Origin of the sequence: Pseudarthrobacter albicanus, assembly GCF_018224015.1 — a bacterium.
GTDB lineage: Bacteria > Actinomycetota > Actinomycetes > Actinomycetales > Micrococcaceae > Arthrobacter > Arthrobacter albicanus.
This window is the reverse complement of record NZ_JAGPOT010000062.1, coordinates 1-12,183: the sequence shown is the minus strand read 5'-3', so window position 1 is coordinate 12,183 and position 12,183 is coordinate 1. Positions and strand designations below refer to the sequence as shown.

Genomic DNA, 12,183 nt, shown 5'->3' with positions numbered 1-12,183 from the left:
GAGCGCGAACTGGGCGCCTCGAAGATGAGCGGAAACATTGTGGTGGAAGCCATGGTCAACGTCACGAGGTGGGGCCTGGCGGCACGCTGGAACACGCTCACCGGCAAGCTCGGCGGCAAGAACAAGAACTCAGCCCGGCAGGCGGGTAAGGCCTAGCCAGGCAGCCTGCACGGCAAAGGGCCGGGCCCGCACGTCGGAAAGACGTGCGGGCCCGGCCCTTTGTCATTGCCGGCGCGGGGACGCTCAGGCCGAGCGGCGTTCGCCCCGGCGTTCACGCAGGATCGTGAGGCGGTCTTCGAGGATCTGCTCCAGTTCGGGGAGGGAGCGGCGTTCCAGCAGCATGTCCCAGTGCGTGCGGACTGCCTTCTCGTTGCTGTTGACGGGACGTTCGCCGTCGACCAGCAGTGCTTCCTTGCCCGTCTTCGAAACCCATACCGGGGGGATCTCCGCTTCGGAGGAGAAGGTCACGAATACCTGCTCACCGTCCGCGCAACGGTACTCGACCCGCTGGCGCGGAGCCGGTTCGACGCCGGATTCGGTCTCCATGCTCTGTGCGCCAAGGCGCATACCCCGCAGGCTGCGATCGCTCATCTTTTCTCCCTCTATTCGGTTCACAGAGCCAAGCCCTGTGTCAGCCGGGGGCCCAGGGGCCGCGCCGGACTATTGTTTGCATTGCGCTGCACCGGTGATCAGGTACCGGAAAAAGTCGTCAACTGGTAAAACGCTTTGCGAAGCATAATTGTTCCGGCGCACTGAACAGGCCGGACAAATACCCAAGTATACGGGCAAGCACCGTTGCAGGTAAAGCGCGTACGCGCAGTGCAAGCCGCGCCGGAAGCCGCCGGTCAGCCGGGCGAAGGAAGGGGAGGAACCCGCCTCAGCGGATCCCTCCCCTCCTCACTCCGACCCTTGAGTAGACCCGTGAGCGTCAGAACTCCCGGACGGGCGGCATGGGTCCCCGCGCGCCGTCTTCCGGGACAGCCGAGGGAACAGCCGCGCCCGCAGCGGTGTCCTGGCCGGACACGCCCTCCCGCGCCTGGGCGCCGTTGCCGCCGCCGAGGGCGTTCCCGATGCCCTTGAGGGCCTCGCCGACCTCGCTCGGAATGATCCAGAGCTTGTTGGCCGAACCCTCGGCAATTTTCGGGAGCATCTGCAGGTACTGGTACGCCAGGAGCTTCTGGTCCGGATTGCCCTTGTGGATGGCGTCAAACACCTTCTGGATGGCCTGCGCTTCGCCGTCCGCCCGGAGGATCGCCGCCTTGGCGTCGCCTTCGGCCTTCAGGATGGAGGACTGCCGCTGGCCCTCGGCGGTGAGGATGGCCGACTGCTTGGTGCCCTCGGCGGTGAGGATGGCGGCGCGGCGGTCCCGCTCGGCACGCATCTGTTTCTCCATCGAGTCCTGGATGGAGTGGGGCGGATCGATCGCCTTGAGCTCCACGCGGGAGACGCGGATGCCCCAGCGGCCTGTCGCCTCGTCCAGCACGCCGCGCAGCTGGCCGTTGATCTGGTCACGCGAGGTGAGTGCCTCTTCGAGGTTCAGGCCGCCCACCACGTTGCGGAGCGTGGTGGTGGTGAGCTGTTCGACGGCCTGGATGTAGTTGGCGATCTCGTAGGTTGCCGCCCGGGCGTCGGTGACCTGGAAGTAGACCACGGTGTCGATGGAGACCACGAGGTTGTCTTCGGTGATGACCGGTTGCGGCGGGAAGGAGACCACCTGTTCACGCAGGTCCAGCAGCGGCAGCAGCCGGTCGACGAAGGGGATCAGGATCGTCAGGCCCGGGTTGAGGGTGCGCTGGTACTTGCCCAGCCGTTCAACGACTCCGGCACGGGCCTGCGGGATGATCCGCACCGACCGCACGAGCACGATAATCACGAATGCAACCAGAACCAGCAGCACAATTGCGACTGCGATATCCATACATCACCTTTTCCCCAGTTGTTTGCCAGTTGTTTGCTTTGCCTTAGCTTGCAGGGCTGGCGTTGCCCGGTTTTACCGTCCTGTTTTCACTCGCCTGTTTTACTCGCCGGTCCTTACTCGGGTAAGGGCCCGGGCTGCGGGGCGACGACGGCGGTGGCGCCGTCGATGGCGCTGACCACGGCCTGCTGGCCGGGTGCGAGGACTCCGGCTTCCGTGCGGGCGCTCCAGACGTCACCGCCGATCTTGACCAGGCCGCCGCTCGCGCTGACGGCCTCCATGACCAGGGCGGACTCGCCGATCAGGCGCTCGATGTTGCTGCGCTGGTCCGCGGGTCCCTTGCGGAGGTGCTGGAGCGCCACCGGCCGCACGAAGCCGATCATGAGCAGGGAGACCACGCAGAAGGCCACGATCTGGAGCCACAGGTCCGCGCCGGCGAAGTCAGCCAGCAGTCCGGCGAGGGCACCGCCGCCGAGCATGATGAAGAAAAGGCCCAGCGTGAGCATCTCCACCACGGCGAAGACGAGGAAGACCGTGAGCCAGAGTGCCCACCAGTTCCCGGCCAGCCATTCGAACATCTGTTCCCCCTTCGTCCCGGGAGTTGCAGGCGCAGCTCCCCAGTCACTGTGGTTCCATCCTAAGCCGAAGGGCACGGGCCGGGGCGGGGCGGCGACTGCTGCCGGGAAACGTGGCTGAGTCGTTATGCCGCGGCGTGCCTGAGTGGTTCAAAGACGCTGATCCGGAAGCGCGCCGACACGGCGGTCAGCGGCGGAAGACCCGCCGCCAGGGACGCCAGGGCCGCCCGGTCCAGGTGGTGGCCGGCCGGCCCCATGAGGGCCAGGTTGGCGACATCGGCGGGGCCCAGCGACAGGTCCAGGTCCAGGTCGCGGGCGGTGAGGGGGGAGAAGTGCCCTTCGAGCGAGGCCGCCAGCCGCTCCTCCTTGGCCGGTTCGATCCCGAGCATTCCGGTCTGACCGGAGACTTCAGCAAGATGGCCGGGCCGCGGCGTGACCACCACGAGGCGGCCGCCGGGCCTGAGGACGCGGGCGAACTCGGCCGCGTTGCGCGGCGCGAACACCACGGTGACGACGTCGACGGCGCCGTCCGCCACCGGCAGCGGCTGCCACACGTCACCGACCAGGTTCACGGCCTCCGGGTTCATCCTGGCCGCGCGGCGCAGCGCGAACTTCGAAATATCCAGTCCGACCGCCGCTGCCGGGAACCGGTCCAGCAGGGTCCGCAGGTAGTGGCCGGTGCCGGTGCCGGCATCCAGCACCGTGGCGCCGGAGCCGGTGAAGGCGCCGGCGAGTGCGGGCGCGGAAATGTCCGTAACGGCCTCGGCGAGGGGCCGGTAATGGCCGGCGGAGAGGAAATGGAAGCGGGCCGCCACCATGTCCGCCGCGTCAGCTTCGAAGACGGTGCCCTTGCCGACCAGGAAGTTGAAGTACCCCTGCCGGGCCGCGTCGAAGCTGTGGCCCGCCGGACAGACCAGGGTGCGGGGCCGGCCGCCGCCCGCTCCGAGGGGGCTGCGGCACACCGGGCACAGCAGGGGGACGGTCGGGACGGGGAGCATGTGTCCATCCTAGGGGCGGCCCGGGGCTATCCCGCAGTCCCTTCGCCGTCCGGCAGGAACCCGAGTTCCTGCCGGGCCAGGGCGATGTCCGGCTGGGACCAGCGGGCCGAGTATTCGGCGTTGCTGCTGAGGGAGCGCAGTTCCGCCCGGTCAAGGTACAGGATGCCGTGCAGGTGGTCGGTCTCGTGCTGGACGACCCGGGCCTGCCAGCCGGTGAAGTCCCGCCGGCCCGGTGTTCCGTCGGGGGCAGTGAATTCTAGCCGCACGGAGGCGGGGCGCAGCACGGCGGCCTGCAGCCCGTTCAGCGAGAGGCAGCCCTCATAGAAGGCCGCGGTCGAGGTGCCGAGGGGCTGGTAGCCCGGGTTCAGCATGGCGAAGAAGGGCAGCGGCTCCCGGCTGCGCACGGCGGCGACCCCGGCGTCGACCTCGAACTGGTCCTCGAGGACGGCGAGCTGCAGCGGGATCCCCAGCTGCGGGGCCGCCAGGCCGACGCCGGGCGCCTTGTGCATGACGCTGCGCATGAGGTCGATCAGCTGCGCAAGCTCGGCGTCGTCCAGCTGGCCGTCGTAGGGCGCGGCCCACTGCCGCAGGACCGGATGGCCGGCCTGGACAATCGCGGGAAGGACCCCGGCAGCCAGGATCTGCTGGACGGTTTCGCGGATGCGGGCGGCGCTGAAGTCTGTGGGCTGGGCATCTGCGGGCATGGGAACAGACTACTGGCGTCCGCAGGCCGATGTGACAAAGTCGTAAATACGCCCCCGCAGAAGCCCTCCGGCGTCGACCTTCAGGATTCCTTCCCTCCCGCCGACCCGCACCCGCAGCGGCAGCAGCGTCCCCACTTTGTCCTCGGCAACGGCGTGCGGGTCACAACGCGCGGGGCGGATGCGCAGCCGGAGCACGGTGGCTGGCCCTGGGCGCAGTCCGCCCGCACCTACCGTCACGGAGCGGGGCCATGGCACGTCCTGGTCCTCCGCCAGCAGCGTGGTGCCCTCGATCCGGTCAACGGTCAGTAACTGTCCGCCGGCCGGGCGGCGCGGCGTGATCGTCAGACGCACGACGGCGGTCCGTCCATCGGCGGACACCTCCAGGTCCGGTTCCAGCCGGAAGCCGGCGACGGCGGCGGCCGCCTGGGCCAGGCACATTTCGGCGTTGTTCCGAGTGAGGACGCCGTAGGGGTCCGGCGCCGGGACCGCGGCCTGTTGCTCCGTCCGTCCTTCCGGTCCGGCCAGCCGGAGGGACACCGTGGCGGGGCCTCCCGGCCCGGCGTCCGCTGGTCCTGGCGTTGCCGTCACTGCCGCTGCCGTCCCTGACGCTGACCCCGCCGGGGCTGATCCCTGCCCGCAGTCCGGGGCGGGCAGCGCCGCCGGCAGGCTTTTGGGCTGTCCCGGCGGCAACTCCATCCCGCCGCCCGGTGCCGGCCAGCTGATCCCGGAAGGGAAGAGCGGGCTCTCCAGCTCCGCCGCCAGCACGGTCAGAGGGCCGGCGGTGTTGTTGGTGAGCTGTATTTCGATGATCCGCCTGCTGTAGTTGTCGCGGAATTGGTTGATCCCGGCCGTCACCGGCCGGGGCGCGGCCGATGCGGGAGGGGAGGCCCCGGGGGCAGGGATGACGGCGCTGCAGGACGCCGTCGTGGCCAGCAGGAACAGCGCGGCGAGTACCCTCGGCGTGGTCGTCCGGGCGGGCGGAGCGGCGGCCGTGCGCCCCCGGTGCCGCGGGAAGAGGCGGCCCATGGGAACAGTTTAGGCTGAACGGGCCCTATGGCGGCATGAGGCTGTCACTGCATGGTGAACCGGCGGGCGATGAGCAGGTTCACCGCCGGAACTGCGGCGGCGGCTGAGATTGCCCGGTTCCGGACGGCAAGGAGAGGGCCCGGCAGGGGCCGCCCCAATGCCATGTTGATTTCCGACTGCCGGACGGCCGTGGCGGCGGCCCTCAGCCGCGTCCGTTCGAAGCATCGTTGCGGCGCAGCCACGCCGCCGTTGCCGCTGCCGTTGCGCAGGGCAGCGGCCAGGATGGGCGCCAGGGCCAGCGCGTCCAGCAGCCCGAGGTTCATGCCCTGCCCGCCGATGGGGCTGACCTCATGGGCCGCGTCCCCGATCAGTATGGTCCGGCCGTTCACCATGCGGCGTGCCAGCCGCGAGCGGACGCCGAAGCCGCTGAGCATGCTGTTCGTCCCCGGGTCAATCCCGATTCCGGTGCGTTCGGTGACCCGCCGCGCCAGCCAGCGGGCGTCCGCACCGGCCGGCACGGCAGCCAGCCGGACGACCCAGCGGCGCACCCCGCCCGGAAGGGGGAAGGACTCCACAATGCCGTCGGCTGCCAGGAACAGGGCGGCGTCCGGGCCGAAGTCCGTGCTCTCGGCAAAATCCCCCATCAGATAGCTGTCCGGATAATCCTTCGCCTTCACGGGGATGTCCTGCAGCGCCCGCACGGTGGACCGCGCGCCGTCGGCCGCCACCAGGAGCGGCGCCGAATACCGGACTGCGCCCGCGGGGGTGGCGGCCTCCACGGTGACCCGGCCGCCGTCGTCGTGCAGCCCCGTGAGCCGCACACCCCGGTGCAGGGCGTCGGGGTCCAGTTCCCGGATGCGCCGCTCCAGCACCGCCTGGGTACGCGTTTGCGGAAGCGAGAGGACGTAGGGGAACATGTCGGACACCCCGGCGAAGGACATCTCGGCAAGACGCCGGCCGCCGCCGACGGCGATGCCGCGGCGGATCGCCACGCCTTCCGCCACGAGATCCGTTGCCACGCCGGCGCCCTGCAGGGCGGCAAGCGCCGGGGGATGGATGCCGATGGCACGGGGGTGCGTGTCCGCGGCGGACCGCTGCTCGAGGACCCGGACCGTGACGCCGCGCTGCAGCAGCAGGACGGCCAGGAAAAGCCCCACGGGTCCGCCGCCGATGACCAGGACCTCAGCCTCCCGCGGCACTATTATCACCCCGTCCACCGGACCGCTTGTCCGCCCGCTTGTCCGCCCGCTTGTCCAGGATCAGCAGGTTCCGGAAGGGGGAGCGGCGTGCCGCAGTCCAGCCGGGGGGAGCCACGGACTGAAGCTCCCGGGCGGTGTAGCTGCGCCGGATCGACGTCAGCCCGTCCTGCCGGATGTAGGAGCCGCGGAGCACCCAGGACCCCGCATAGAAGAGCGCATAGGCGGCGGCGCTGCGCCGCAGGTCGTTGTGGAGGACCAGGCCGCGGCACAGGGCCGCGGAGTCGGCGAGGAACGCCGGCAGCCCGTCCGTTTCCAGATGGTGGAGCACATGGTTGGACATCACGATGTCGTAGCTGCGGTTTTCGTCCACGAGCACGGACGCCGGGGCCTGCCGGAAGGTGACGCCTGCGGCGCCGTTCCGCTCGCGGGCGAAACGGATGGCCCGCGGGTCCGGGTCGATGGCCGTGATCTCCAGCCGCAGCCCGTCCCTGGCGGCCCAGCGGGCGAGCCGGACGGGAACGTCGCCGCCGCCGCAGCCGATGTCCAGCAGGCTGGTCGGTGAGCCGGGGGAGAGTGCGGGCCTGATCAGGGCGCGGTAGATGCCCCGCCAGCCGGAGACGGCCCTGTTGACGAGGGCGAACTGCGCATAGGTGCGGTCCAGCCGTGCCGGATCGCAGCCGGGCAGGTCCATTTCCTCGACGGCGCCGGCAGCGCGTGCGCGCAGGGGTCCCCTGCCTGCGCTCAGGCCCATGCGGATTCCGGCAGTGCAGTGGTTCCGGTCCGCCCGCCATCGCCGTCCTCCGGCGCCCGGAGCTTGGTGAACAGGGCCGTTTCCACCGTCAGGCCGGGGCCGAACGCCATGGAACAGATCCGCTCCACCCCGTCGGCGGAGGCGTCGGCGCCGCCGGGGGCTCCGGCGTCGGCCGCGTCTGCAGCGGCGGGAAGGTCCAGGATGTGCTTGAGCACGAACAGGACCGTGGCGCTGCTCATGTTCCCGAAGTTCCGCAGGGTTTCACGGGCCGGGACCAGCTGCTCGTCGGTGAGCTCCAGCCGGGACTGGACCTTGTCCAGGATGCTGCGGCCGCCCGGGTGGATGGCCCAGTGCCGGATGTCCCGGTAGGGGAGTCCGCGCAGGGTGCTGTCGCGGGAGAGCAGCGGCTCCAGGGCGCCGATGATGTGGTCGTCGATGATGTGCGGGACGTAGTTTCCGAGCACCATCTCGAAGCCTTCGTCGCCGATGTTCCAGGCCATGGATTCCTCGCCGACGGGGGTCAGGACGGTTTCGAAGTGGTCCAGCCGCAGCAGCGCCGGTGCGCCGGGGATCTCCCGGGCGGTGATGATGGCTGCCGCCGCGCCGTCGGCGAAGAGGGCCGAGCCCATGATGGTGTCCGGGTCGTTGGAGGTCCGGACGTGGAGGGAGCAGAGTTCCGCGCAGACCACGAGCACGACGGCGTCCGGATCGGCCTCGCAGAAGGACTTGGCGGCCCGCAGCGCCGGGAAAGCCGCGTAGCAGCCCATGAAGCCGAGGTGGTAGCGCTGCACCGCGGGGTTCAGGCCCAGGGCCCGGACGATCTTGTAGTCCGGGCCGGGGTTGAAGAATCCCGTACAGGACACCGTCACGAGATGGGTTATGTCAAGCACGTCGATTCGGGGGCAGACGCCGAGGGCCTTCCGGGCGGCCTCGATGAAGAGTTTGGTGGCTTCGGTGGCGAAGATGTCGTTGCGGACCTTGGTGCTGGGGCTGAGCAGCAGGCCCGTGGCCGGGTCAAAGAACCGCGGATTCTCGGCGCGGCGGGTCATGGTCAGTTCCTCGACGGCGGTGTACCGGGTGTCGATGGCTGCGGAGTCGAAGCAGGTGGCAACCAGCCTGGTGCCCAGCCTGGTCAGCCCTGGCTGGGCCGCAAACACGTCGCGCGCTTCGGACTGGACCAGGACAGTTGGCGGAACAGCAGTTTCCAGGGACCTCAGGTAGACCGTCATGGTTCATTCTCAGTGAGGCCGGCGTCAAAGACAATGGTTCCGCTGGCGGCGCGCGCGGCGGCGGGGACGCCGTCGCGCGCGGCGAAACAGGTGACCAGACCGATCAGGAATCGGGCAGCGCCGGTCACCGGGCCGCTGCTAGAGTGACCGCCATGGACACCACCACCACGACCCAGGAGTGAACATGACCGGCTCTTCCACCCAGGGAATCAAGACCGTGCTGCATCCCGTGTCCGACCTCGCCGCGGCCAAGGCGGTGTACACCGCCCTGCTCGGCGTGCCGCCGCAGACCGACGGGCCCTACTACGTCGGCTTCGAGGCCGCCGGCCAGCACATCGGGCTGGTGCCCGGCGGCGGACCGCAGGGCATGACCTCGCCGGTGGCCTACTGGCACGTGCCGGACCTCGCGGCGAAGCTGGCCGAGGTGACCGCCGCGGGTGCCACCGTGAAGGAGCCCCCGCACGACGTCGGCGGCGGCCGCCTCGTGGCCACCGTCACAGACCCCGACGGCAACGTCCTCGGGCTGCTCCAGGACCGGTGAGGTAGACAGCGGGCTGCTCCAGTGAGGTAGACAGCGGACCGCGCCGGCGAAAGTGGACCGGATGTGCCGCCCGAAGCTGGTTAGATAGAGCCAGACGACGCCGGCGGAGACCGCGAAGGCGGCCCCGCTTAGCAGATGGAGACACGATGAGTATGGCCACGAGGACGGACACGCAGTCGCCTGAGCTGCACGTGGCGGACAGCCACGATCTGATCCGCGTGCAGGGCGCGCGCGTGAACAACCTCAAGGACATCAGCATCGAGATCCCGAAGCGGCGCCTGACGGTGTTCACCGGTGTCTCCGGCTCGGGCAAGAGCTCGCTTGTGTTCGCCACGATCGCCGCGGAGTCGCAGCGGATGATCAACGAGACCTACAGCGCCTTTGTGCAGGGATTCATGCCGAACCTGGCGCGGCCCGACGTCGACATGCTTGAGGGACTGACCACGGCGATCATCGTTGACCAGGAGCGGATGGGTGCGAATCCCCGCTCCACCGTGGGCACCGCCACCGACGCCAACGCCATGCTCCGGATCCTTTTCAGCCGGCTGGGTAAGCCGTACGTCGGCCCACCGACGGCCTTCTCCTTCAACGTCCCGACGCGGAAGGCGAGCGGCGTGATGAGCACGGAGAAGAGCGGCAGGGTCGAGAAAAGCGTCGTCCAAAATGCCGTCTACCTGGGCGGCATGTGTCCGCGCTGCGAGGGCATGGGTTCGGTCTCCGACTTCGACCTCACCGCGCTGTACGACGACAGCAAGTCGCTCGGCGAGGGTGCCCTGACGGTCCCCGGCTACAGCATGGACGGCTGGTACGGCCGCATCTTCAGCGGCGCCGGCTTCAACATGGACAAGCCGATCGCGAAGTTCACCAAAAAGGAAATGCAGGACCTGCTCTACAAGGAACCGACCAAGATCAAGGTCGAGGGCATCAACCTCACCTACGAGGGCCTGATCCCGAAGATCCAGAAATCGATGCTCTCGAAGGACGTCGACGCGATGCAGCCTCACGTCCGGGCCTTCGTGGAGCGCGCCATCACGTTCCAGACCTGCCCGGAGTGCGACGGCACGCGGCTCAGCCCGGAGGCCAGGTCCTCGAAGATCCAGGGCAGGAACATCGCCGACCTGTGCGGGATGCAGATCAGCGACCTGGCCGCGTGGGTCCGCGAGCTCAACCAGCCTTCGGTCGCGCCGCTCCTCAAAGGCTTGCAGCACCTGCTCGACTCGTTCGCCGAAATCGGGCTGGGATACCTCTCGCTGGACCGGCCGGCGGGCACGCTGTCCGGGGGAGAGGCCCAGCGTACCAAAATGATCCGGCATCTCGGCTCGTCCCTCACGGACGTCACCTACGTCTTTGACGAGCCGACGATCGGCCTGCACCCGCATGACATCGAGCGGATGAATGAGCTGTTGCTGCAGCTGCGGGACAAGGGCAACACCGTGCTCGTCGTCGAGCACAAGCCCGAGACCATCGCGATCGCCGACCACGTCGTCGACCTCGGTCCCGGTGCCGGCACGGGGGGCGGCAGCGTCTGCTTCGAGGGCACCGTGGAGGGCCTCCGGGGGAGTGACACCATCACCGGCCGCCACCTGGATGACCGGGCTGCCCTCAAGGAGTCGGTACGCCCGTCGTCGGGCGCCCTGGAGGTCCGTGGCGCGTCCACGCACAATCTCAAGGACGTGGACGTCGACGTTCCGCTCGGCGTGCTTTGCGTGGTCACGGGTGTCGCCGGTTCGGGCAAGAGCTCGCTGATCCACGGCTCGGTGGCCGGCCGCGACGGTGTAGTGGTGATCGACCAGGGTGCCATCAAGGGGTCGCGGCGCAGCAACCCTTCGACGTACACGGGCCTTCTCGAGCCGATCCGCAAGGCGTTCGCGAAGGCCAACGGCGTGAAGCCGGCGCTGTTCAGCTCCAACTCGGAAGGCGCCTGCCCCACGTGCAACGGCGCGGGCGTCATCTTCACCGAACTGGGCGTGATGGCCACGGTCGAGTCCATCTGCGAGGACTGCGAGGGCAGGAGGTTCCAGGCGTCAGTCCTGGAATACAAGCTGGGCGGCCGCAACATCGCCGAAGTGCTGGCCATGTCGGTGACCGAGGCCGAGGTGTTCTTCGGCGAAGGGGAGGCCCGTACGCCGGCGGCCCACAAGATCCTCGACCGGCTCGTGGACGTCGGGCTCGGGTACCTCACCCTCGGCCAGCCGCTCACCACGCTGTCCGGCGGCGAGCGGCAGCGCGTCAAGCTGGCCACCCAGATGGCGGAGAAGGGTGACGTCTACGTCCTCGACGAGCCCACCACCGGCCTTCACCTCGCCGACGTCCAGAACCTGCTGGGCCTCCTCGACCGCCTTGTGGAGTCCGGCAAATCGGTCATCGTCATCGAGCACCACCAGGCCGTCATGGCGCACGCCGACTGGATCATCGACCTTGGCCCCGGCGCCGGCCACGACGGCGGCAGGCTCGTCTTCGAGGGCACACCCGCAGACCTCGTCGCCGGGCGCTCCACGCTCACCGGCCGGCATCTCGCGGCCTACGTCCGCTCCTGACCGGGGATCTCGCGGACGGGTTCTCTCGTCGGGTTCGACTCGTCCGCTCCACGGTCGATACGGCCGGGGGACACATCGAGTTCCGGCATCGGGCTGCTGCCTCTGCTGCACACGGCACCGTCGCCGAATGAGTTATGTCAAGTAGATTGATTCCGGGGCAGGTGTCGATGTCTTCCGGTGCGTGGCTGAAGAGTTTGCTGGCTTCGGGCGGAGATGTCGTTCCGGACCTTGGTGCTGGGGCTGAGCAGCAAGCCCGTTTGCCGGGTCAAAGAATCGCGGATTTTCCGCACGGGTGGCCGCGGTCAGTCCTGCCTGGGCGGCGTCGCGCGCGTCGGACCGGACCAGGACGGTTCGCGGAACAGCAGTTTCCAGGGACCGTAGGTAGACCGGCCGGGTTTCATTCCCAGCGAGGCCGATGGATCCGGAGGGCCAGTGAACTTGAAGATGCGTGGATCTCGACCGGTCGACCGGCGGCCGCAGAGCCCCTTCCACACTCCATGCGTAACGCCGATAATCGACATTATGTAAAGCTGGGGCTCAGAAGAGGCTAGCTGGCGGGACAACGGTTTCTGTCCGGTCTCAACATAGTTGTCCTGTCTCACCTAAAGTGACGCAATCTCAAGATAGTTGGAGCATTGGTCGGGTTTGTCTCAAGTTAGTTGAACCATTGGCGTGGTGCGTTTCACTTTAGGTGACGCATCCGGCCGG

At 68.8% G+C, this 12,183-nt stretch carries 11 protein-coding genes; 2 read left to right on the top strand and 9 right to left on the bottom strand.

Annotated features, from left to right (window positions below; all coding sequences use genetic code 11):
- Positions 1 to 243: 243 nt before the first annotated feature.
- From J9611_RS14200 to J9611_RS14160, 9 genes are all read right to left on the bottom strand, one after another.
- Complete coding sequence (locus J9611_RS14200) at positions 244 to 591, bottom strand: RNA polymerase-binding protein RbpA (RefSeq protein WP_136322768.1); 348 nt, start codon at positions 589 to 591, stop codon at positions 244 to 246.
- A 337-nt stretch (positions 592 to 928) separates the two neighbouring features.
- Positions 929 to 1,918 (bottom strand): SPFH domain-containing protein, encoded by a 990-nt coding sequence (locus J9611_RS14195; RefSeq protein WP_246527825.1) that lies wholly within the window; start codon positions 1,916 to 1,918, stop codon positions 929 to 931.
- Between the two features lie 113 nt (positions 1,919 to 2,031).
- Positions 2,032 to 2,493 (bottom strand): NfeD family protein, encoded by a 462-nt coding sequence (locus tag J9611_RS14190; protein ID WP_211881052.1) that lies wholly within the window; start codon positions 2,491 to 2,493, stop codon positions 2,032 to 2,034.
- Positions 2,494 to 2,615: 122 nt separating this feature from the next.
- Positions 2,616 to 3,488: a methyltransferase domain-containing protein gene (locus tag J9611_RS14185; RefSeq protein WP_211881051.1), complete on the bottom strand. Its 873-nt coding sequence runs from the start codon at positions 3,486 to 3,488 to the stop codon at positions 2,616 to 2,618.
- Between the two features lie 26 nt (positions 3,489 to 3,514).
- Positions 3,515 to 4,192 carry a peptide deformylase gene (locus tag J9611_RS14180; protein WP_211881050.1) on the bottom strand — a complete coding sequence of 226 codons (678 nt, stop codon included), beginning with the start codon at positions 4,190 to 4,192 and terminating at the stop codon, positions 3,515 to 3,517.
- A 9-nt stretch (positions 4,193 to 4,201) separates the two neighbouring features.
- A complete protein-coding gene (locus tag J9611_RS14175) occupies positions 4,202 to 5,218 on the bottom strand; it encodes a hypothetical protein (RefSeq protein ID WP_246527824.1) in 1,017 nt (338 codons plus the stop codon).
- Between the two features lie 44 nt (positions 5,219 to 5,262).
- Positions 5,263 to 6,417, bottom strand: a complete 1,155-nt coding sequence (locus J9611_RS14170; RefSeq protein ID WP_211881049.1) for an FAD-dependent oxidoreductase — start codon at positions 6,415 to 6,417, stop codon at positions 5,263 to 5,265.
- Positions 6,401 to 7,168 carry a class I SAM-dependent methyltransferase gene (locus J9611_RS14165; protein WP_211881048.1) on the bottom strand — a complete coding sequence of 256 codons (768 nt, stop codon included), beginning with the start codon at positions 7,166 to 7,168 and terminating at the stop codon, positions 6,401 to 6,403. The genes J9611_RS14170 and J9611_RS14165 overlap by 17 nt, the downstream gene beginning before the upstream one ends.
- Entirely contained in the window at positions 7,159 to 8,397 is a 1,239-nt protein-coding gene (locus J9611_RS14160; RefSeq protein ID WP_211881047.1) for a type III polyketide synthase, read from the bottom strand. Before J9611_RS14160 ends, J9611_RS14165 begins: the two co-directional genes overlap by 10 nt.
- A gap of 184 nt (positions 8,398 to 8,581) precedes the next feature.
- Between J9611_RS14160 and J9611_RS14155 the strand changes: the two genes are divergently transcribed.
- Together J9611_RS14155 and J9611_RS14150 are read left to right on the top strand one after the other, a co-directional pair.
- Positions 8,582 to 8,938 (top strand): VOC family protein, encoded by a 357-nt coding sequence (locus tag J9611_RS14155; RefSeq protein WP_211881045.1) that lies wholly within the window; start codon positions 8,582 to 8,584, stop codon positions 8,936 to 8,938.
- A 146-nt stretch (positions 8,939 to 9,084) separates the two neighbouring features.
- Positions 9,085 to 11,475, top strand: coding sequence for an ATP-binding cassette domain-containing protein (locus J9611_RS14150; protein ID WP_211881043.1), 2,391 nt, complete (start codon positions 9,085 to 9,087; stop codon positions 11,473 to 11,475).
- The last annotated feature ends 708 nt before the right edge of the window (positions 11,476 to 12,183 follow it).

What these genes read in the sequence shown, in the direction of transcription:
- J9611_RS14200 (WP_136322768.1), bottom strand. Translation starts at nt 591, where the DNA reads ATGAGCGATCGCAGCCTGCGGGGTATGCGCCTTGGCGCACAGAGCATG.
- J9611_RS14195 (WP_246527825.1), bottom strand. Translation starts at nt 1,918, where the DNA reads ATGGATATCGCAGTCGCAATTGTGCTGCTGGTTCTGGTTGCATTCGTG.
- J9611_RS14190 (WP_211881052.1), bottom strand. Translation starts at nt 2,493, where the DNA reads ATGTTCGAATGGCTGGCCGGGAACTGGTGGGCACTCTGGCTCACGGTC.
- J9611_RS14185 (WP_211881051.1), bottom strand. Translation starts at nt 3,488, where the DNA reads ATGCTCCCCGTCCCGACCGTCCCCCTGCTGTGCCCGGTGTGCCGCAGC.
- J9611_RS14180 (WP_211881050.1), bottom strand. Translation starts at nt 4,192, where the DNA reads ATGCCCGCAGATGCCCAGCCCACAGACTTCAGCGCCGCCCGCATCCGC.
- J9611_RS14175 (WP_246527824.1), bottom strand. Translation starts at nt 5,218, where the DNA reads ATGGGCCGCCTCTTCCCGCGGCACCGGGGGCGCACGGCCGCCGCTCCG.
- J9611_RS14165 (WP_211881048.1), bottom strand. Translation starts at nt 7,168, where the DNA reads ATGGGCCTGAGCGCAGGCAGGGGACCCCTGCGCGCACGCGCTGCCGGC.
- J9611_RS14160 (WP_211881047.1), bottom strand. Translation starts at nt 8,397, where the DNA reads ATGACGGTCTACCTGAGGTCCCTGGAAACTGCTGTTCCGCCAACTGTC.
- J9611_RS14155 (WP_211881045.1), top strand. Translation starts at nt 8,582, where the DNA reads ATGACCGGCTCTTCCACCCAGGGAATCAAGACCGTGCTGCATCCCGTG.
- J9611_RS14150 (WP_211881043.1), top strand. Translation starts at nt 9,085, where the DNA reads ATGAGTATGGCCACGAGGACGGACACGCAGTCGCCTGAGCTGCACGTG.